We start from the raw sequence: 18,511 nt of genomic DNA on the forward strand, positions 1-18,511 counted from the left end.
CCACCGGCCCGAGGGTGTCCTCGGCCTCGGCGACCAGATGCTCCACGGCGGCGGCGTCGGTGACGTCCAGCGGGCGTGCGGTCAACGACGCGCCCGCAGATGGGGTGCCGCGCTTCGCCCCCGGCGCGTCGACTGCAGGCCGTCGCCGGCTGATCGCGCCCACGCGGCGGCAGCCGCAGATCGACACCGCCCCGCGCCCCTACGGGGCACTGCATGATCCGCCGGACACGGCCCAGGCGCCGAAGCGGGCCGTCAGGCGTGCCCGTGCGGGCGGGTGGACGTTGGCCAGGGCGAGGTCGCCGTCGTAGCGGGCCAGCACCTTGGGGTCCATCACCCGCCGCCACAGCGGCGGGAGCCAGGCCAGCAGGGCCATGCCGACGAACCCGGCGGGCAGCTGGGGCGCCTCCTGCCAGGTGCGCAGGACGGGGTAGGGATGCAGGGGGTGGACGTGGTGGTCGGAGTGGCGCTGGGACTGGAAGAGCAGGACGCTGCTGACGATCGCGTCGCTGTTCCAGCTGTGCCCGTAGGCAGGGCGCTCGTAGCGGCCGTCCGGGCGGCGCCGGCGCAGCAGGCCGTAGTGGTCCATGTAGGCGCCGGTCTCCACGACGCAGATGCCGAACGCCGCCTGCAGCACCAGGTAGGGCGCGATCCCGGGGCCGAAGGCGAGGACGAGCCCGGCATGGAGCAGGAGGGTCAGGGTCCAGCTGCCGAGGACGTCGTTGTGCACGTCGAAGCGGCTGCGGCCGCGCCGGGCCAGGCGCCGGGCCTCACTGTGCCAGGAGTCGGTGAGGCGGCCGGCGACCACGCGGGGCAGAAAACGCCAGAAGGACTCGCCGAGACGGGCGCTGGAGGGGTCGCCGGGGGTGGCCACGCGCACGTGGTGGCCGCGGTTGTGGGCGATGCGGAAGTGGCCGTAGGCGATCTGGGCGAGGGCGAGGCGGCTCAGGAGGCGCTCGGCCTTCTCGCTGGTGTGGCCCAGCTCGTGGGCCACGTTGAGGCCGAGCGCGCCGACCCAGCCGGCGGCCAGGGCGAGCCCGGCGCGGTCGGCGGGCGAGAGCTGCGGCGAGGCCCACTGGTGGCAGACCCACAGCAGGGAGAGGTACTGCAGGGGGACGAAGAGGTAGGTGCACCAGCGGTGGTAGGCGCCGGCCCGGCCGGTGCGGGCGGCGGCGTCCGGCGGGTTGGCGTGGTCGGAGCCGGCCAGCCAGTCGGCCGCCGGGATCACCGTCAGCACGCCCAGCACGGGCAACCACCAGCCCAGGGAGCCCACGAGGGGGTGCAGGTGCGCCAGGGAGAACAGCGGCAGCACCGGGCTGAGCGTGGCCACCGGCCACAGCAGCGGTTTGACGAGCCGCCACAGGTGCGGGCGGCGGGTGGCGAGGGACGGGGCGTACATGGGACCTCCTCGTCGGCGACGCGGGGTCAATCCACCGAATCTACCGGCCCTTTCGTGTGGGACGCACGGGGGCGCCCGGTGCCCGGCCCGGGCTTGCGGGCGCTGGTCAGCGCCGTGGTCACCAGCGGGCCGCACCACCACATGCGGGGGCCGACGGAACGGCGTACGACGTCCCGCATGCCGAGGGCGGTCAGGGCCGCCGGGTACCGGCGGGAGCGGACGTCCACCAGGAGCAGCAGCCCGCCGGGCCGCAGCACGCGCACGGCCTCGGCCAGGGCCGTGCGCCGGCGGCCCGCGGGGTGGAGGTTGTGCAGGGCCATGCAGCCGGCGACGAGGTCGAAGCTGGCGTCGGCGAAGGGCAGGGCGGTCATGTCGGCGGTGGCCAGGCGCACCCGGTCGGCGAGGCCGGCCGCGGCGATGTTGGCCCGCACGGCCCGAAGGCTGCTGCGCCACTGGTCGCGCCGCTGCCAGCGGTCGATGCCGACGGCGTGCCCGGTGGTCAGGTGCCGGGCCGTGCCCAGCAGGACGGTGCCGCTGCCGCAGCCGGCGTCCAGGATCCGCTCGTCGCCGCGCAGTTCCAGGCCGCCGGCCAGCTCCTGCCAGACGGCGGCCTTGCCGCGCAGGGTGGTGTGCAGGTACGTCGCCAGGCAGCCGGTCAGGCCGCCCGCGGCCAGGGCCGCGCCGGCGGTGACGGCGCGCGGAGCGGCGAGGGCGGGTGCCGTGGCCGCGGCGAGGACGGCCAGTGAGGCGCCCACGGCCAGGGCGCCCAGTTCGAAGGGGCCGTCGATGCCGAAGGGCAGCAGGCAGGAGGGTGCGGGGCCGGCGGCCCGCGGTGGCATGCGCACGACCTCACGATGACCAGGGGTGCCGGGCCGGGCAAGGGTGGGTCGGGGGTGCGCCCGTGGTGCGCGGCCGGCGGGGCGCCGGCGCGTGCTGCCGGCCGCCGGGCGGGGCCCGCACGCTCCCCCGTACTCCTGGCGCTCCGGCGCCGTTGGAGGAGGCGGGCGACCACGAGGGAGGCTGCGGTGGGCGGCGGGAGGACCGACGAGGGGACGGCGCCGGCGGGGCCGCCGCGGCGTCGCGTGCTCGCCCAGGCCGCCGGGGCGGCGGCGGGCGTGGCGCTGGGCTGGACACCGGCGTTCACGGTGGCGGCGCGGGCGGCGGATGCGGACGTGCCGCCGTCGTTCCCGCGCGGGGTGCGGCTGGTGCGGCAGGCGTTTCGCAACTGGTCGGGCGAGGTGGCCTTCGACGCGGTGTGGACGGCCCTGCCCGCGCGTCCCGCCGACGTCCTCGTGCTGGCGGACTGGGCCCGGGCCCACGGCTGGCGGCTGCGCGCCAAGGGTGCGGCGCACAGCTGGTCCCCGATCCTCGCCCGCGCGGGCGAGCCCCTGGAGCGGCTGGTGATGGTCGACACCACCCATGGGCTGACGGCCGTCCGCTGCCCCGGGCAGGGCCCGGGGACCGTCACCGCGCAGGCCGGGGCGTCGCTGGACGCGGTCCTCGCGGCGCTGGAGGACGCCGGGTACGCGCTGCCGTGCACTCCGGCCTCCGGTGCGCCGACGCTCGGCGGCGTCCTGGCCATCGGCGGGCACGGTACGGGAGTGCCGGCCGCCGGACCGTGGAGCGCGGCCCACTCGACCGTCGGCGACACCGTGGCGTCGCTGACCGCCGTGGTGTGGGACGGGGCGGCGGGGCGGCACGTCCTGCGGCGGTTCGAGCGCTCCCATCCGGACACCGCGGCCTTCCTGGCGCACCTCGGGCGCGCCTTCGTCACCGAGGCGACGCTGCGCGTCCCGCCGGACGCGGCGCTGCGCTGCCGCAGTTCCCTCGACGTGCCGGCCGCGGAGCTGTTCGGGCCGCCGGGCGGCCGGCGGGCCCTGGAGCGGTTCTTCGCCCGCTCGGGACGGGTGGAGGCGCTGTGGATGCCGTACACCCGGTATCCGTGGCTGAAGGTGTGGACGCACGAACCGGTGCGGCCGGCGGGGGCGCGGGAGATCCGCTCCCCGTACCCCTACCCCTTCTACGACACGCTGCCGAAGGAGGCGTCCGTCCTGCTGCGCGAGGTCACCACGGGGGCCGCGGCGCTGACGCCGCTGTTCACGGCCGCCGTGGAGCAGGGCATCCGGCTGGGGCTGACGGCGACGGCCTCCTGGGACCTGTGGGGGCCGTCGCGCACCACCCTGCTCTACTTGCGGCCCGGCACGGTGCGCTGGCGGTACGCCGGGTGGGCGGTGTTGTGCGCCCGGCGCGACGTGCAGGGCGTGGTCCACGACGTGTGGAGCCGGGTCCAGGAGCGGCTGGCGGCGCACCGGGTGCGGGGCGAGTTCCCGCTGAGCGGTCCGTTCCATGTACGCATCGCCGGTGCGGACGCCGCGGCGCCCACCGGTGCCCTGCTCTCCCCCGCCCGCCCCCGTACGGACCGGCCGGAGGGGGACACCGTGGTGTGGCTGAACACGGTGACCTTCCCCGGGACGCCCGGTGAGCTCGTCCTCCACCGGGAGCTGGAGGAGTGGATGCTCGCGCACTTCGCCGGCCGGGCCGTGGTGCGGCCCGAGTGGCCCAAGGCGTGGGGGTACGGCGGGCGGGGGCCCTGGAGCGCGGATGCGGCGCTGGTCGCGTCGCTGCCGCAGGCGTTCGGTGCGGGCCTGCCGGCGGGCCGCCGCTGGCAGGACGCCGCGCGGGTGCTGGACCGCCACGACCCGGCCCGCGTCTTTCGCGGGCCCTTCCTCGAAGAGCTCTTCCCCGCCCCGTGACGCTCGGGCCCGGGACGGGCTCAGATGCCGGCGATGACCACGGCCATGGCGATGAAGAGCGCGACGAACACCAAGGTCAGCAGCACCATCACGGTCATGGGCGCCTTGGCCCAGCCGGTGGGCGGGTTGTGCGTCTCCTGGGGGCCGGCCTCCGAGGTGCTGCCCTCGCCCGGCGGGGTCTCGCCCGGTGGCACGCCGCCGCCCGGTTCGAGCCCGGGGGTGTTGTCGGGGTCCGGATCCATGCTGGGAGTCGTCATGGCGTACGAGTACCAGGAGCGGGCCCCGCATCCACCTCGCGGCGGGATGTTTCGCGCGTTCTCGCCGGATTCTCACCGGAAAGGACGGCTGCGGCGAGGTGGTGCGGGGCCGCGCTCCGGGTGGGGCGTCAGGTGCGGGCGGGTCAGCTGCGGCTGACGGTGCCGCACTCGGCGCGGCGGTCCTTGCCGGACGCCTTGCCGGATCCCTTGCCGCCGTCGGCCCCGTCGCCGGTGTCGAGCTCGCGGCTGCGGTCGTAGGGGTCGACGGCGGGGCCGGAGGGCTCTTGGCCGTCGGTGCGGGTGGAGGGGAAGACGGGGTGCAGGTAGCCGTCGTAGCGGCCGCAGGCGGAGTTGCCGGCCTCCATGTCGAACGAGGACAGGGTCAGCCGGTCCGGCGTCACCTGGTAGCGCTCGGGGTCGAGCAGCTCGGTGTCCAGCACGCGGCGCACGATGGTGCGCGTCACCTCCTTCGAGCCGCGGGCCGGCTTCCTCAGGGCGTAGACGAAGGTGTAGTCGGCGTGCACGGTGACGCCGCCGTCCTTGCCCTCCTTGAAGGTGATGCGGCCGCGTGTCTTGACCGTCGGGCCCACGAGGACCGCTTCCTTGGGGTCGAACCGGGTGAACAGCAGCACCGGGTCGTGCTCCCGGTCGGGGCGGGCCAGGGAGGCGGTGGCGAAGCCGGAGACGTCCTCCTGGCGCGGGTCGAGCAGGGCGAGCGCGGCGGCCGGCCGCTCGCCGCGCAGGGTCGCCGGGTCGAGGCCGCTCGCGACGAGGAAGTCCTTGGTGCGCTGCAGGGCGGCGGCGACCTGGTCCTTCGACATGGCGCCGACGGCCCGCGGCTCGGGCAGGACGATGCCGGCGGCGCCGTCGGCGTAACTCTGGGCCGGGGAGCCCGCGAAGGGGCGCGCCAGGGTGGGGGCCTCCTCGGGGACGTCGCCGGGGGCGCCGGTGGGGCGCGCGGTCTCGGCGGCCAGGGGGGCGGCGTCGCGGGGGCGCGTGCCGTCGTCCTTGCCGGGGCCGCCGGGCAGGCGGGAGAGCACGGCGCCGGGGTTGAGCGCGAACAGCACGACGGCGACGGCGGCGAGGACGCCGATGCCGCCGCGGACGCGGCGCTTGCGGTCGGCCTTTCCGTTCATCTCCTGCCAGGCGGGTCCGGTGCGCCAGCCGGGGGGCTGGGCGGGCGGGACGTCCTTGCGACGGCGCGCGCCCGGCAGCCGCCCGAGCCCCTTGCGGCGGGCGGCGGAGGCGGCCTGCTCGTCCTGCGCGCGCAGCCGGGCGGTGACCATCCGGGCCCGGGCCGAGGGCTCCACGGGGGCGGACGCGCGGATGGCCTCCTCGTGGTCGTGGACGAAACGCTCCCAGACGTCGTCGGGCACGGACGGCCGGCCGCCGTCCCCGTCCGTGGGTCTGCCGGAGGCCGGGGGTTCGATTGTCACTGCGCCCTCTCTTGCGTCAACGGAAAACAGCGGAGCAGGCCGCACTTTAGACGTATGTTCGAGATGGCGTGCAGTCAGGCGGAACCGGAACTCCGTCAGAGGCGCGGGGCATTGTCGATGTGCGGCTGCCCCGAGCCCCTGACGGGGCGCCGCCCCGCCGCACACGCCCTACGGCAGGGGACGTACGCGGAAGCCGCCGTGGCCGTCGAAGGTCACCTCGTGCACGGCGTCGAAGCCGTCCGCCCGCCGGGGCCGGCGCAGCCGGCCGGCGGTGGCGTACAGGCCGACGTCCGGGACCCGGCTCTCGTGCGGGCGCAGGGCGTTGCGGGCCAGGGAGCCCTCGACGTCGGGCGGGAACCAGTAGGCGACGACGGGCACGCCCCACCGGCGGCCCGCCTCCAGCAGCGGGCCCCACTCCAGTGGCGAGGGGTTGGTGTTGTCGACCACGACCGCGACGCCCTGGGAGAGGGCCTCCTCCACCAGGCGCATCTGCCGCTTCTGCCGGTGCCGGGCGCGACGGAAGAGGTCCTTGCTGACCAGGGCGTGGGTGCCGGCGAAGGTCGCGGCCTGGAAGGTCGACTTGCCGGAGGCCTGGAGCCCGACCAGGACGACCAGCTCGGCTGCCGGTGCGGTGTTCATCGCACGATTGTCGCCGCCGGCCGCAGGGCCCGCAGGACCGGCAGGCATGAGACGCGTGTGACGGGGCAGGCGCAGTCCCGGATGCCGCAGGTCGTGGAGGGCGGCATCCGCAGGAGTCGAAGGAGGAGTAGATGCTGCTTGCCCATCCCGCCGTGCTCGACGACCTGGTCCGGCGCTACACGGCGCTGGAGCGCGAACTGATGGCCGGTCATACCGATCCGTCGGTCCAGCAGAAGCTGGCCGACGTGGCCTACACCCTGTGCGTCTCGACGGGCACCCGGGACATCGACGCCGCCCTGGTGGCGGCCCGGCACCGGCTGCCCGGTGCCCGTACGGAGGACGACAGCGCGCTCAACGCGGTGACGTGAGGCGGTGCAGGGTCACGTCCAGCAGGGGCCCGTCCGCCACCTCGGCGGTCATGTAGGTGTGGTGGGGCTGGCGCCGCCGGTCGGTGGGGGAACCGGGGTTGAGCAGGCGCATGCCGCCGGGCCCGGTGGTGTCCCAGGGGATGTGGCTGTGCCCGAAGACCAGCAGGTCCGTGCCGGGGAAGCGCTGCGCGCAGCGCTCCTCGCGGCCCCGGGCCGGGCCGGTGTCGTGCACGACGGCCAGGCGCAGCCCGCCCACGGTGGCGCGGGCGACCTCCGGCAGCCGGGCCTGCAGCTCGGGGCCGTCGTTGTTGCCGTGCACGGCGACGAGCTGCGCGGCGCGGGAGGCCAGCAGGTCGAGGGTTGCGGTGTCGGTCCAGTCGCCCGCGTGCACGACGACGTCGGCGTCGTCGACGGCGCGCAGCAGCTGTTCGGGCAGGGCCCGGGCGCGGCGGGGCACGTGGGTGTCGGAGGTCAGCACCAGCCGCATGCCGCTCACCGTCCGCAGGGCCGTGCCCAGGGCCGGAAGCGGGCGCGCAGCTCGTCGTGGCCCAGCGGGTGTGCCGCCCGGGCGGGGTCGGCGACGACGGCGTCGGTGCGGTCGCGGCGGAAGCGCTGTGCGGTGGTGGCGTAGGGGACGTAGGCGCGCAGCAGCCGGTGCAGGTGCCGCTCGGCCTCGGTGAGGTGTTCCTCGCCGGTGACGAAGGCCGCCGTGGTGCCGGCGTTGGCGGCGAGGGCGCGCAGGACCTCCCCGGTGGTCGGGGGCGCGGCGTTGGTGAGGTGGAAGACGCCGGCGCCCCGGGCCCGGCCGATCTCGGCGGCCTCGCGGGCCACATGGTCGACGGGGACGAGGTTGAGGTGCGCCTCGGGCCGGGCGAGCAGGTGCAGGGCGGTGCCGTCCGCCGCGCCGGGGCCGGCCGGGTGCCTGCGGGCGTGGGCGGCGAGGGCGCGCTGGACGGCGGCCAGGGCGCCGCCGCGGCCGGGGTGGGCGAGGGTGGTGCTGTGCCCGATCAGCAGGCCGGGGCGCAGGATGCGCACCCGGAAGTCGAGTTGCCGGCCGACGAGCCGTTCGGCTGCAATCTTGCCGGCCTCGTAGGGGTTGCGGGGGCGGGCGGCGGTGACGAGGCGTTCGGGGACCGGTCCCTCGGCGGCGCCGGCGACATGGGCGGTGCTCACATAGGTGAAGGCCGTCGCGCCCGCGGCGCGGGCGAGGGCCAGGGCGCGCCGGGTGGTGGCGAGGTTGCCGGCGAAGGCCTGGCGGCGCTGCCGCCAGGGCAGGGCGAGCCGCCCCGCGAGGTGCCAGAACTCCACCTCCGCCGCGCGGGGCAGGGCCCGGGCGTCCACGCCGCAGGCGTCGGCGGTGAAGTCGGCGGGGACGGCGAGCGGGCGGTCGACCGCGCGCTCGCGCAGCTCGGGCGCCAGGGCGTAGGCCTCGGCCGCGGCCGCCAGGGCGGTGCGCAGCCGTGCCCCGGGGGGCTGCTGCCCGGGCCTGACCAGGCAGACGATCTCGCTGTCGGTGGTGGTGGCCAGTTCCAGGGCGAGGGCGGCTCCCAGCAGCCCGGTGGCCCCGGTGAGGACGTGGACGGGCTGTCTCATGCGCACCTCGTTCGCGGAAGTGACCGCCGGGAGACGCACCGTAACACCGCGGTGCGGCGGACCGGCGCAGGCGCCGCGCCTCGCAACGCCCGGGCGGCCGGGTCGTTGAAAGGGGCGGGAGCCGAACAGGACCGCGGCCGGGCATGGGGTGAGGCGTGACGACGACGGAGCCACCGGCCCTGAGCGTGCGCGGGGTGCACAAGGCGTACGGGTCCCGCAGGGTGCTGTGCGGGGCGAGTCTGGATCTGCCGCCGGGCGTGGTGGCCGGGCTGGTCGGGGAGAACGGGGCGGGCAAGACGACGCTGCTGCGGGTGCTGTGCGGACAGATCGCCGCCGACGCGGGCGAGGTGCGCCACCACGGCGCGCTCGGCTACTGCCCCCAGGCGACGGTGCTCAACGACTTCCTGACCGTCGACCAGCACCTGCGCTATTTCCGGGCCGCCTACGGCCTGCAGGACGGCGTCGACCGCTCGCGGGAGCTGGTGGAGGAGCTGCGCTTCGCGGAGTACCGGCACACCCGGGCGGGCGAGCTGAGCGGCGGGACGCGGCAGAAGCTGAACCTGGTGCTCGCGCTGCTGCACGATCCGCGGGTCCTGCTGCTGGACGAGCCGTACCAGGGCTTCGACTGGGAGACGTACCTGCGGTTCTGGGAGCTGGCCCGGCGGTTGCGCGACCGCGGATGCTGCGTGCTGGTGGTTTCGCACCTGGCCTGGGACACCGGGCGCCTGGACGCGCTGTACCGGCTGCGGGACGGCGTCGTGGCGCCCTGGCACCCGGGGATGCCGGGATGAGCGCGCGGCGGGGCCGGCGCCTGTCGGTGGCGGTGGGATTCGCCCTGCTGGAGCACGCCCGCAACCGTTTCGCGCTGCTGCTGGTCGTCTTCTACATCCCGTTGTGGCTGACGCTGGAGCACTGGTTCGTCACGCACGACCGGGTCCGGTTCGTGCTGCGGGCGACGGGGCGGGCGGTGGTCGCGGACGGCAACCACCTGACGATGATCTCGGGTGCGCTCAACACGGTCACGCTCATCGTCGGATTCATGATGTTCATGACGACGCTGAAGTCCTTCGACTTCGACCGGCGGCTGGTGCTCGCCGGGTATCCGCGCCGGCACCTGCTGCTGGCCAAGGTCGTGGGGATGGTGGCGGCCGCGGTGCCGATCGCGGCGTACGCCACCGCGGTGGTGTGCTGGTACTGGTCGCCCGTGCGGCCCCTGCTGCTGGCCGCCGGGCTGCTCTCGGCGGCGGTGGGCTACGGCGGGATCGGCATGCTGCTGGGGGCGTTCCTGCGCAGCGAGCTGGCCGGCATGTTCGTGATCATCATGGTGAGCCTGCTGGACACGATGCTGCAGAACCCGATCAGCAATCCGTCGGCGAGCAAGGACGGCGGTCTGCTGATGCCCGAGTACGGGCCCACGCAGGCGAGCTTCGCCGCGGGATTCACCTCTGCCGTGCCCTACCGGCTGCTGGCGCTGGGGCCCTTGTGGTTCGCCGCGATGTGGCTGCTGGCCACGGCCGCCTTCCGGGTGCGCACCCGCGACCACCGTCCGGCGCACGGCGCGCTGCGCCGCGCGGCCGCGTCGCGCTCGCTGCGGTGAGGGCCGCATGCGGGCCCGCTCCGCCGGGTACTCGTCGCGCCCGCCGCACGGTGCGGCGGGCGGCGGGAGCCGGGACGGAGGTGGCGGGATGGCTCGGCAGAAGAAGGGGTACGAGCGGGCGCGCGACGAGCAGGAGCCGGGTGCGCATTCGGGCAAGGAGAGCCGGGCGCGCGAGCGGTCGGTGCCGGGCACGGCCAGTGCGCGCGAGGGCTACCAGACGAAGGGCGGTACGGCGCGCGGCGAGGCGCTGGAGGGGGTGCAGGACACCGCAAAGGACACGGCACAGGACACCGCGGCGCCGCGGCCCACGGGGCGCAAGCGGCGGTCGCACCAGGAGGAGTGACCGCTGCGCAATTGTGAGAATCTCACAGCTTTGCGATCTTGAATCGGTGGGCTCGCGCGCATGAACGCAGCAGCATCGGCCTGACAACCTGTTCCTTGATCCGATCACCCGGCGACGGACTGTTCCCCCTTCGGGCACGGCCGTTGTGGGGTTCCTACGGATCCATCGATCAGGAACAGGAGGACAGGGGATGCCGCAGCACGACGACGTCCTGGTGACGGGGCTGGGCGCCATCACGCCGCTGGGGGCGGATGCGCAGGCGCTGTGGGCGGGACTGCTCGCGGGGAAGTCCGGGGTGGGCCTGCTGGAGGAGGAGTGGGCCGCGGACCTGCCGGTCCAGGTGGCCGCGCGGTTGGAGACGGACCCGCTCACGCTGCTGGACCGCGTCCAGGCGCGCCGGCTCGACCGCTGCGAGCAGCTGGCGCTGATCGCCTCCCGCGAGGCCTGGCAGGACGCGGGCCGGCCGGCGGTGGAGCCCGAACGGCTCGCCGTGATCGTGGGCACCGGCACCGGGGGCGTCCTGACCACGCTCGGGCAGGACGACGTGCTCGAACGTTCCGGTGCGCGCCGGCTGTCGCCGTTCACCGTGCCCATGCTGATGCCCAACGGCCCGGCGGCCTGGGTCAGCATGGACCTCGGGGCCCGCGGTGGCGCCCGTACGCCGGTCAGCGCCTGCGCGTCGGGCGCGGAGGCGATCGCCATGGGGCTGGACCTCATCCGCGCCGGGCGGGCGGACGTGGTGGTCGCCGGGGGCACCGAGGCGTGCCTGCACCCCTTCACCCTTTCGGCGTTCGCGCAGATGAAGGCGCTGGCGACGGATGCGCGGGACCCGCAGTCGCTCTCGCGGCCCTTCGACGCGGACCGCAGCGGGTTCGTGATGGCGGAGGGCGCGGGCCTGGTGGTGCTGGAGCGGGCGGAGTTCGCCCGGGCGCGCGGGGCTCGGGCGCGCGCCGTGCTGGCCGGGGCGGGCATCTCCTCCAGCGCCCGGCACATCACCGCCTCGGACGTGGCGGGTCAGGTGCTGGCGATACGCTCCGCGCTGGACCAGGCGGGGCTGGCCCCGCGGGACGTCGACCACGTCATGGCCCACGCGACCTCGACGGACTCGGGCGACCTCGCGGAGGCCGAGGCGATCACGGCGGCGCTGGGCGGGCACGCGGCGGTCACGGCCACCAAGTCGATGACGGGGCACATGCTCGGCGCCTCCGGCGCCGTGGCGGCGATCGCGGCGGTGCGCACACTGCAGGACGGCGTGCTGCCGGCCACCCGCAACCTCGACCGCCTCGACCCGCAGGTCCACCTGGACGTGGTCCGCGGCGAGAACCGCCGCGGCGCGTGGGAAGCGGGCCTGGTGAACTCCTTCGGCTTCGGCGGCCACAACGTCAGTCTGCTGTTCACCAGGGCCGCGTAGGCGGTGTCCGCAGACTCGCGCCTGGCCCGCGGCGCCCGGCACGCACGCACCGGGCGCCGCGGGCAACGCCCTTCGGGCGTACGGGCAGCGCCCCGTAGGGGCGCGGGGAACTGCGCGATCGGCCACGGACGGCCCGCAGTCGAGGTGCCACCCCGGCACTCCGTCTGCAGGTGCGTCGTGGCTTGTCGCGCCCACGCGGCGGAGCCGCATATCGACACCGCCCCGCGCCCCTACGGGGCGCCGTGGTGGCGCGTGACGAAGATCCGCCGGCAAACCGCCGCGTAGGGGCGGCGGCGCTCAGCGCGCGCGGTCGGCTTCGGCCGTGGCCTCGGCCTGCCGGCGGGCCGTTTCGTGCGCCTCTTCGGCCTCCCGCAGGCGGTCCTGGGCCCGGTGCAGCGCCCGGTCGGCGTCCTGCTCGCGGGTGCGGGCCTCCTCCAGGGCGGCGGCCAGCCGTGCCGTCTCGTGCCCGGCGGCCGTGCGGGCCTGCCGGGCGCGTGCCTCTTCGTCGCGGGCGCGCTCCAGGTCCTTCTCGCGGGCGCGCAGCCGGCGTTCGGCCTCGCGCCGGTGCTCCCGGGCGCGGGCGAGGTCCTCGCGGTGGCGGCGTTCGCGGGCGCGGGCCAGGTCGGTGACGCGGGCGGGCGCGCCGGGGCGCTCCGCGCCGGCGGGGGCGGGCGGTGCCGCGAGGCGTTCGGCCGCGCCGGGGGCGAGGCCGGGGAATCCGGTGACCGGTTCCGGGAGCCGGCCGAGCCGGCCGGTGGCCCACTGCCGGGCCGCCTCGGGGTCGGCCAGGACGGTGTGCAGCGTCCGGGCCACCTCGCGCTCGACGTCGTCGCCGACGGGCCGTCCGGCGGCGGCCGTGAGCCGGCGTGCCTCGGCGGACAGGGAGTCCACCAGGGTGCGCCGGCGGCGGCCGAGCTCGCGCAGCCGGGCGCCGTCGAGGGTGCGGTGGGCCTCGCGCAGGGCCTCGCCGAGGGCGATCAGGGCCTCGGCCTCGTCGGGCAGCTCGTGGACGAGCAGGTTGCTCGCCCAGGCGGCGAGGGTGGGGCGGCGCAGGGCGCCGAGGCGCCGGGCCAGTTCGGTGTCGCCGGCGCGCCGGGCCTGCGCCGCCCGCCGGTCGCGGGCGGCGGTGAACTCGTCGGGCCGCAGCCGGTAGAGCTCGTCGGCGGCGTCCGGCGGGCCGGGCGGCCGGGGGCTCAGTGGCCTCCTTTGCGCCTGACCGCGTGGCGGGCCTTCTCCACGGCGTCGTGGAGTTCGCCCTTGGCCTTCTCGACGCGGCCCTCGGCCTCCATGCGCCGGTCGCCGGTGGCCTTGCCGGTGCTCTGCTTGAGCCGGCCCTTGGCCCGCTCGGCCTTCGCCTTCGCCTTGTCCTTGGCTGTCATGGGGCAGTGCTGCCTTTCGGGACGGGAGCTTCCCCCCTCCTGTGCACGAGTGTCCGCGCGGGTCCGCGCCGGCGCACGTGTCGTTGGACCGAACGGGCGCTCGGCGGGGCGGGAGCGGGTTTCGCCCCGCCCGCCGGGGAAACCCGGCTCTTATGGTGCAATTCGGTTACACGATGATGTGCGAGCAGGCCGGCCCCCGCGAGCTGGTCTCCCATGTGGTGGGTGCGGAGGAGGCGGGGTTCGACTTCTCCGTCATCTCCGACCACTATTTCCCCTGGCTGTCCTCCCAGGGCCACTCCCCCAACGCCTGGGCCGTCCTGGGCGCCGCCGCCCAGGCCACTTCCCGGATCCCGCTGATGACGTACGTCACCTGCCCGACCGTGCGCTACCACCCGGCGGTGGTCGCCCAGCAGGCCGCGACCGTCCAGCTGCTGTCGGGCGGCCGGTTCCGCCTGGGGCTGGGCTCGGGCGAGAACCTCAACGAGCACGTGGTCGGCGGCGGCTGGCCGACGGTGCGGGTGCGGCAGGAGATGCTGGAGGAGGCCGTCGGCATCATCCGCGGGCTGTTCGAGGGCCGCACCCTCACCCACCACGGCCCGCACTACGACGTGGAGCACGCCAAGCTGTGGGACGTGCCCGAGCAGCCGCCGCCCATCGGCATCGCCGTCTCCGGCGAGCGCTCGTGCAGGCTCGCCGGCCACCTGGCCGACCTGGTCATCGCCGTGGAGCCGAAGAAGGAGCTGCTGGAGTCCTTCGACCGGCACGGCGGTGCGGGCAAGCCGCGCGTCGGCCAGGTGCCGGTGTGCTTCGATGCCGACCGGGACGCCGCGATCGAGCGCGCCCACGAGCAGTTCCGGTGGTTCGGCCTGGGCTGGGACGTCAACTCCGAGCTGCCGCACGACCGCGCCTTCGCCGCGGCGACGCAGTTCGTCACCAAGGACGACGTCGCGCAGGCGATCGCCTGCGGTTCCAAGGTGGACGACTTCGTCGAGGCCGTGAAGCCCTACGTGGAGGCGGGCTTCACCGAGGTCGCGCTGGTCCAGATCGGCGGGCGGCACCAGGAGCCGTACCTGGAGTGGGCCCGGGCGGAGCTGCTGCCGGCGCTGCGGGAGTTGTAGGTCCACCACAGTTGGTTGTAGGTCCATCACGGTGATACTCCCCCGGCACGGCCGGGGGAGTATCACCCGCGCACGTCGTCCGCCACCGCCTTGTCCAGCGCGGCCCGCACCAGGGCCGCGGCCAGCGCCGGCGTCTGCTCCTTCTTCACCAGCCGGGCCAGCTTCTGCGGATCGCCCGGCAGGCCGCAGCGCCCGGCGCCCTGCAGGGCCTTTCCGTCCAGGTAGGGGTGGGCCTCGGGCCAGATCCCCTGGACCTCGCGCAGGAAGATGTCCGCGCCCGCCGGCCCGATACCGGGCACCTGTTGCAGCACGTCCTTCAGCCGCTCCACGTCGCCGCCGGCCTCCTCGCGCATGCCGCGCACGTCGCCGCCGTACCGCTCCAGCAGCAGCTCGGCGCCGTCGCCCAGCTGGGTTGCGGTGCGCTCGTCGTAGCGGCGGTAGCCGCCGTGACCGAGGGCGTCGACGCGCTGCTGCCAGGTGGCCTGCGCCATGCTGCGCGCGTCCTTCATGCCCGCCTCGAACAGGCAGCGGGCCGCGTCGACGGCGACGGAGGCGCGGATGCGGGCGCTGAGCAGGTCGGCCAGGACCAGCAGCCGGTACAGCGGCTGCGGGGTGTCCCGCAGCCGGATGCCGGCCTCCTCGGCGTAGGTGCGCCCGTGCCGCTGCAGCAGCGCCCGTACCGTCTCGCGCTCGCTCATGCGTCCGTCAGTTGAGCAGGCCCGGTCGGTGGGGGAAGCGGTGCTGTTCGAGGGCGGCGGCCAGGGCGTCGGCGACGTCCTCGGCGGACGCGCTGCCGTTGCTGGTGATGACGCCGTGGTCGGGGGCGGAGGAGCCCAGGAAGACGGCCTCGGGCAGCTTGGCCTCGCTCAGCAGCCGGGTGCCCTCGCCGAGGACGGCCAGCGGCTTGCCGTGGCGGTACGCCTCCTCCACGAAGCGTACGGCCGCGGGGTCGGCGGCCAGCGCGCCGACGGCCTCCTTGCCGTCGGCGACGACCACGGCGTCGTACAGCACGGACGCCATGGTGGGCAGGGCCCGGTCGACGTCGAGGGTGTCGTTGTCGGTGCCGCGGACGCTGCCGTCCTTGGCGGCGAGCACCTCGACGATCGCCCCGGCCGTGGTCAGGCGTTCGCGCACGGCGGTCACCTGGGCGGTGTCGGTGCCGTCGGCGACCAGGACGGCGACCTTGCGGGTGCGGATGCCGGCGCTGCTGCGCAGGTTCTCCTGGCTGAGGGCGGGCGAGGCGGTGACGGGGAGGCCGGGCACGGGGTCGGGGGCGGGCAGGCCCAGGCCGTCGGCGACGCCGGCCGCGAGGTCGCCGTTGACGTGGGCGAGGTTGCCGACCATGCGTTCGCGCACCTGCACGGAGTCGACCTTGCCCAGCTCGAAGCGGAACGCCTCGACGATGTGCCGCTTCTCCCAGTCGGACATGCTGTTCCAGAACAGCGTGGCCTGGCTGTAGTGGTCCTGGAAGCTGTCGCTGCGCACCCGGATCTTCTCGCCGTCGACGCGCTGGGCGTAGTGGCGGAAGACGCCGGGCCCGCCGCCGGAGCCGGCGTGGGCGGGGCAGCCGCCGCCCAGGGAGTTGGGGAAGTAGTTGGTGCCGGGGTGGATGACCTGCTGCCCGAAGCCGTCGCGGTGGTTGTGGTGGACGTCGGCGATCGGCCGGTTGACGGGGAGCTGGCTGAAGTTGGGGCCGCCCAGGCGGATGAGCTGGGTGTCGAGGTAGGAGAAGTTGCGCCCCTGCAGCAGCGGGTCGTTGGTGAAGTCGATGCCGGGCACGACGTTGGCGGTGTGGAAGGCGACCTGCTCGGTCTCGGCGAAGAAGTTCTGCGGGTTGCGGTCCAGGACCATCCGGCCGATGGGCCGCACGGGCACCTGCTCCTCGGGGATGATCTTCGTGGCGTCCAGGAGGTCGAAGTCGAAGGCGAACTCGTCGTTCTCCGGCACCAGCTGGACGCCCAGCTCCCACTCGGGGTACTGGCCGGACTCGATGGCCTCCCACAGATCCCGGCGGTTGAAGTCGGGGTCGCGGCCGGCGGCGATCTGCGCCTCGTCCCAGACCAGGGAGTTGACCCCGAGCCGGGGCTTCCAGTGGAACTTCACGAACGTGCCGCGCCCGTCGGCGGTGACGAAGCGGAAGGTGTGCACGCCGAAGCCCTGCATCATCCGGAAGCTGCGCGGAATGGCCCGGTCGGACATCAGCCACATCAGCATGTGGGTGGACTCCGGCTGCAGGGAGCAGAAGTCCCAGAAGGTGTCGTGGGCGGAGGCGCCGGTGGGCATCTCGTTGTGCGGTTCCATCTTCACCGCGTGGACGAAGTCGGGGAACTTGATGGCGTCCTGGATGAAGAAGACCGGCATGTTGTTGCCGACGAGGTCGTAATTGCCCTCGCGCGTGTAGAACTTGGTGGCGAAACCGCGCACGTCGCGCACCGTGTCGGCCGAGCCGCGCGGGCCCTGCACGGTGGAGAAGCGGACGAAGACCGGGGTGCGGCGGCCGGACTCGGCGAGGAAGTCGGCGCAGGTGTACTCGGCGAGCGACTCGTAGGGCTCGAAGTAGCCGTAGGCGCCCGCGCCACGGGCGTGCACCACGCGCTCGGGGATGCGCTCGTGGTCGAAGTGGGTGATCTTCTCGCGGTTGTGGAAGTCCTCCAGCAGGGTGGGGCCGCGGGTGCCGGCGCGCAGTGCGTTGTCGGTGTCGTCGACCCGTACGCCCTGGTCGGTGGTGAGCGCCTCGTGCGCGGGAGCGGCGCGGAACTGCGCCAGCTGTTCGTCCTTGGCGTCCCGCGGGGCGCCGGGGGCTGACTCCTGGTGAGCGGACACGCGTGCACTTCCTTCCGCACTTGGGTTCTCGTCGGAGGCCGGCGCCGGCACGGCGTCGCCGCATCCTCCTCAGGCTCACCCGCGTGCCCCGGGCGGGCAAGCCGAAACCGCCCGCGCCCCGAGCGTGCCCCGCCCGGACCGCCCCGAGTGGAGGATGCGCGCGGTCTGTGCGACGCTGCTGTTCGAGTCGTTTCGGCTACGTGTGGTCACGGGAGCGACACCCCCCTTCGGGGCTCCCGTCCACCTTTGGGCCCGCGGTCCACCCGCCGCCCGGCCGCCCCGCCCCCTGATGCGGTGGCGAGCGTCAACTCCACCTCGACGAGCAGGTCCGCAGCCCGGCCCGGCCGGCGGCCGTCGCCTGCGCGGGCCCCGTCCGGGCCCGTACCCCCGCCGATCGCCCGGCGGTCGTGCGCGAAGGAGTGTGATCATGAACGAACGACGCTGGAACCGAGCAGTGGTCACCGGTGGGGCCGGCTTCGTCGGGTCGCACCTGTGCGAACGGCTGCTGGCCGAGGGCTGCGAGGTGTGGTGCGCCGACAACCTGGTCACCGGTTCCCGCGCCAACGTCGCGCACCTGCAGGGCAACGAACGCTTCCACTTCCTGGCGGCCGACGTCTGCGCGCCCGGCAGCCTGGAGGCCGTGACCGGCCGGGTCGACCTGGTCATGCACCTGGCCTGCCCGGCCTCCCCCGCCGACTACCTGCGGCTGCCCCTGCAGACGCTGGAGGCCGGCAGCACCGGCACCCGCAACGCGCTCGAACTCGCCCGCCGCGACGACGCGCGCTTCCTGCTGGCCTCCACCTCCGAGGTCTACGGCGACCCCCTGGAGCACCCGCAGCGCGAGCAGTACTGGGGCAACGTCAACCCCATCGGCCCGCGCAGCGTCTACGACGAGTCCAAGCGCTACGCCGAGGCGCTGGTGACCGCCTACCGGCGCACGTACGGCACGGATACGGCCATCGTGCGCATCTTCAACACCTACGGGCCGCGCATGCGCGCCGGCGACGGCCGCGCCGTGCCCACCTTCATCCGCCAGGCGCTGGCCGGAGAACCGCTGACGGTGGCGGGCGACGGCAGCCAGACGCGGTCCCTGACGTACGTCGACGACACCGTGGACGGCATCGTGGCACTGGCCGCCAGCGGCCGGCCCGGCCCGGTCAACATCGGCGGCACGCACGAGAGCACCGTGCTCGAACTGGCCCGGCGCATCGTGGACCTGACCGGCTCGGCCTCGACCGTGTGCTTCGTCGAGCGGCCCGCGGACGACCCCGACAAACGCCGCCCGGACACCACCGCGGCCCGCCGGCAACTGGGCTGGGCGCCGCGGGTGGAGTGCGCCGAGGGCCTGAAACGGACCGTGGAGTGGTTCGCCCGCTCCGCCCCCGACTGACCGCGCGC

At 75.1% G+C, this 18,511-nt stretch carries 19 protein-coding genes and 1 pseudogene; 8 read left to right on the top strand and 12 right to left on the bottom strand.

Going from position 1 to position 18,511, the window contains the following annotated elements:
* The 3 genes and pseudogenes from AB0K17_RS29410 to AB0K17_RS29420 form a co-directional block, all read right to left on the bottom strand.
* Positions 1–187 (bottom strand): annotated as a pseudogene (locus AB0K17_RS29410) (hypothetical protein); the annotation flags it as partial.
* A 12-nt stretch (positions 188–199) separates the two neighbouring features.
* Complete coding sequence (locus AB0K17_RS29415; protein WP_365969868.1) at positions 200–1,396, bottom strand: alkane 1-monooxygenase; 1,197 nt, start codon at positions 1,394–1,396, stop codon at positions 200–202.
* A 26-nt stretch (positions 1,397–1,422) separates the two neighbouring features.
* The gene (locus AB0K17_RS29420) at positions 1,423–2,235 is read right to left on the bottom strand and encodes a class I SAM-dependent methyltransferase (RefSeq protein WP_365984866.1); all 813 of its coding nucleotides are present in this window, start codon (positions 2,233–2,235) and stop codon (positions 1,423–1,425) included.
* A 186-nt stretch (positions 2,236–2,421) separates the two neighbouring features.
* Between AB0K17_RS29420 and AB0K17_RS29425 the strand changes: the two genes are divergently transcribed.
* Positions 2,422–4,149: a cholesterol oxidase substrate-binding domain-containing protein gene (locus tag AB0K17_RS29425; RefSeq protein ID WP_365984843.1), complete on the top strand. Its 1,728-nt coding sequence runs from the start codon at positions 2,422–2,424 to the stop codon at positions 4,147–4,149.
* Positions 4,150–4,169: 20 nt separating this feature from the next.
* Here AB0K17_RS29425 and AB0K17_RS29430 read toward each other — a convergent pair whose 3' ends face one another.
* The 3 genes from AB0K17_RS29430 to AB0K17_RS29440 form a co-directional block, all read right to left on the bottom strand.
* On the bottom strand, positions 4,170–4,406 hold the full coding sequence (locus AB0K17_RS29430; RefSeq protein WP_365969866.1) for a DUF6480 family protein: 237 nt from the start codon (positions 4,404–4,406) through the stop codon (positions 4,170–4,172).
* Positions 4,407–4,549: 143 nt separating this feature from the next.
* On the bottom strand, positions 4,550–5,842 hold the full coding sequence (locus AB0K17_RS29435; RefSeq protein WP_365984844.1) for a hypothetical protein: 1,293 nt from the start codon (positions 5,840–5,842) through the stop codon (positions 4,550–4,552).
* A 168-nt stretch (positions 5,843–6,010) separates the two neighbouring features.
* On the bottom strand, positions 6,011–6,481 hold the full coding sequence (locus AB0K17_RS29440) for an ATP-binding protein (RefSeq protein WP_365984845.1): 471 nt from the start codon (positions 6,479–6,481) through the stop codon (positions 6,011–6,013).
* A 131-nt stretch (positions 6,482–6,612) separates the two neighbouring features.
* Here AB0K17_RS29440 and AB0K17_RS29445 point away from each other — a divergent pair, with 131 nt between their 5' ends.
* A complete protein-coding gene (locus AB0K17_RS29445; RefSeq protein ID WP_365984846.1) occupies positions 6,613–6,849 on the top strand; it encodes a DUF5133 domain-containing protein in 237 nt (78 codons plus the stop codon).
* Here AB0K17_RS29445 and AB0K17_RS29450 read toward each other — a convergent pair.
* Both AB0K17_RS29450 and AB0K17_RS29455 read right to left on the bottom strand, forming a co-directional pair.
* Positions 6,833–7,336, bottom strand: coding sequence for a metallophosphoesterase (locus AB0K17_RS29450; protein WP_365984867.1), 504 nt, complete (start codon positions 7,334–7,336; stop codon positions 6,833–6,835). The genes AB0K17_RS29445 and AB0K17_RS29450 overlap by 17 nt on opposite strands.
* A gap of 5 nt (positions 7,337–7,341) precedes the next feature.
* Positions 7,342–8,442: an SDR family oxidoreductase gene (locus tag AB0K17_RS29455; protein WP_365984847.1), complete on the bottom strand. Its 1,101-nt coding sequence runs from the start codon at positions 8,440–8,442 to the stop codon at positions 7,342–7,344.
* Positions 8,443–8,597: 155 nt separating this feature from the next.
* Here AB0K17_RS29455 and AB0K17_RS29460 point away from each other — a divergent pair, with 155 nt between their 5' ends.
* The 4 genes from AB0K17_RS29460 to AB0K17_RS29475 all read left to right on the top strand — a co-directional run bounded on the left by AB0K17_RS29460 (position 8,598) and on the right by AB0K17_RS29475 (position 11,793).
* The gene (locus AB0K17_RS29460; RefSeq protein WP_365984848.1) at positions 8,598–9,233 is read left to right on the top strand and encodes an ABC transporter ATP-binding protein; all 636 of its coding nucleotides are present in this window, start codon (positions 8,598–8,600) and stop codon (positions 9,231–9,233) included.
* On the top strand, positions 9,230–10,039 hold the full coding sequence (locus tag AB0K17_RS29465) for an ABC transporter permease (RefSeq protein WP_365969857.1): 810 nt from the start codon (positions 9,230–9,232) through the stop codon (positions 10,037–10,039). Before AB0K17_RS29460 ends, AB0K17_RS29465 begins: the two co-directional genes overlap by 4 nt.
* Positions 10,040–10,127: 88 nt before the next feature.
* Positions 10,128–10,382, top strand: coding sequence for a hypothetical protein (locus tag AB0K17_RS29470; protein ID WP_365984849.1), 255 nt, complete (start codon positions 10,128–10,130; stop codon positions 10,380–10,382).
* 190 nt (positions 10,383–10,572) lie between these two features.
* Positions 10,573–11,793 (top strand): beta-ketoacyl-[acyl-carrier-protein] synthase family protein, encoded by a 1,221-nt coding sequence (locus tag AB0K17_RS29475; protein WP_365984850.1) that lies wholly within the window; start codon positions 10,573–10,575, stop codon positions 11,791–11,793.
* A 297-nt stretch (positions 11,794–12,090) separates the two neighbouring features.
* On the opposite strand, the gene AB0K17_RS29480 is transcribed toward AB0K17_RS29475, so the two are convergent.
* Both AB0K17_RS29480 and AB0K17_RS29485 read right to left on the bottom strand, forming a co-directional pair.
* A complete protein-coding gene (locus AB0K17_RS29480; protein ID WP_365984851.1) occupies positions 12,091–12,684 on the bottom strand; it encodes a hypothetical protein in 594 nt (197 codons plus the stop codon).
* 302 nt (positions 12,685–12,986) lie between these two features.
* The gene (locus AB0K17_RS29485; protein WP_365984852.1) at positions 12,987–13,172 is read right to left on the bottom strand and encodes a CsbD family protein; all 186 of its coding nucleotides are present in this window, start codon (positions 13,170–13,172) and stop codon (positions 12,987–12,989) included.
* 152 nt (positions 13,173–13,324) lie between these two features.
* Here AB0K17_RS29485 and AB0K17_RS29490 point away from each other — a divergent pair, with 152 nt between their 5' ends.
* Positions 13,325–14,290 (top strand): LLM class F420-dependent oxidoreductase, encoded by a 966-nt coding sequence (locus tag AB0K17_RS29490; protein WP_365984853.1) that lies wholly within the window; start codon positions 13,325–13,327, stop codon positions 14,288–14,290.
* 62 nt (positions 14,291–14,352) lie between these two features.
* On the opposite strand, the gene AB0K17_RS29495 is transcribed toward AB0K17_RS29490, so the two are convergent.
* Entirely contained in the window at positions 14,353–14,988 is a 636-nt protein-coding gene (locus AB0K17_RS29495; protein ID WP_365984854.1) for an endonuclease, read from the bottom strand.
* A 7-nt stretch (positions 14,989–14,995) separates the two neighbouring features.
* A complete protein-coding gene (locus tag AB0K17_RS29500) occupies positions 14,996–17,056 on the bottom strand; it encodes a catalase (protein ID WP_365984868.1) in 2,061 nt (686 codons plus the stop codon).
* A gap of 484 nt (positions 17,057–17,540) precedes the next feature.
* On the opposite strand from AB0K17_RS29500, the gene AB0K17_RS29505 reads away from it, so the two are divergent.
* Positions 17,541–18,503, top strand: a complete 963-nt coding sequence (locus AB0K17_RS29505) for a UDP-glucuronic acid decarboxylase family protein (protein ID WP_365984855.1) — start codon at positions 17,541–17,543, stop codon at positions 18,501–18,503.
* Positions 18,504–18,511: the final 8 nt, after the last annotated feature.

Source organism: Streptomyces sp. NPDC049585, from assembly GCF_040675615.1.
Lineage (GTDB): Bacteria > Actinomycetota > Actinomycetes > Streptomycetales > Streptomycetaceae > Streptomyces > Streptomyces luteosporeus.

Bases quoted from the DNA above. Each gene is read 5' to 3' on its own strand.
- AB0K17_RS29505 (WP_365984855.1), top strand. From the start codon at position 17,541: ATGAACGAACGACGCTGGAACCGAGCAGTGGTCACCGGTGGGGCCGGC.
- AB0K17_RS29450 (WP_365984867.1), bottom strand. From the start codon at position 7,336: ATGCGGCTGGTGCTGACCTCCGACACCCACGTGCCCCGCCGCGCCCGG.
- AB0K17_RS29440 (WP_365984845.1), bottom strand. From the start codon at position 6,481: ATGAACACCGCACCGGCAGCCGAGCTGGTCGTCCTGGTCGGGCTCCAG.
- AB0K17_RS29415 (WP_365969868.1), bottom strand. From the start codon at position 1,396: ATGTACGCCCCGTCCCTCGCCACCCGCCGCCCGCACCTGTGGCGGCTC.
- AB0K17_RS29420 (WP_365984866.1), bottom strand. From the start codon at position 2,235: ATGCCACCGCGGGCCGCCGGCCCCGCACCCTCCTGCCTGCTGCCCTTC.
- AB0K17_RS29455 (WP_365984847.1), bottom strand. From the start codon at position 8,442: ATGAGACAGCCCGTCCACGTCCTCACCGGGGCCACCGGGCTGCTGGGA.
- AB0K17_RS29445 (WP_365984846.1), top strand. From the start codon at position 6,613: ATGCTGCTTGCCCATCCCGCCGTGCTCGACGACCTGGTCCGGCGCTAC.
- AB0K17_RS29475 (WP_365984850.1), top strand. From the start codon at position 10,573: ATGCCGCAGCACGACGACGTCCTGGTGACGGGGCTGGGCGCCATCACG.
- AB0K17_RS29495 (WP_365984854.1), bottom strand. From the start codon at position 14,988: ATGAGCGAGCGCGAGACGGTACGGGCGCTGCTGCAGCGGCACGGGCGC.
- AB0K17_RS29465 (WP_365969857.1), top strand. From the start codon at position 9,230: ATGAGCGCGCGGCGGGGCCGGCGCCTGTCGGTGGCGGTGGGATTCGCC.
- AB0K17_RS29485 (WP_365984852.1), bottom strand. From the start codon at position 13,172: ATGACAGCCAAGGACAAGGCGAAGGCGAAGGCCGAGCGGGCCAAGGGC.
- AB0K17_RS29490 (WP_365984853.1), top strand. From the start codon at position 13,325: ATGGTGCAATTCGGTTACACGATGATGTGCGAGCAGGCCGGCCCCCGC.
- AB0K17_RS29470 (WP_365984849.1), top strand. From the start codon at position 10,128: ATGGCTCGGCAGAAGAAGGGGTACGAGCGGGCGCGCGACGAGCAGGAG.
- AB0K17_RS29430 (WP_365969866.1), bottom strand. From the start codon at position 4,406: ATGACGACTCCCAGCATGGATCCGGACCCCGACAACACCCCCGGGCTC.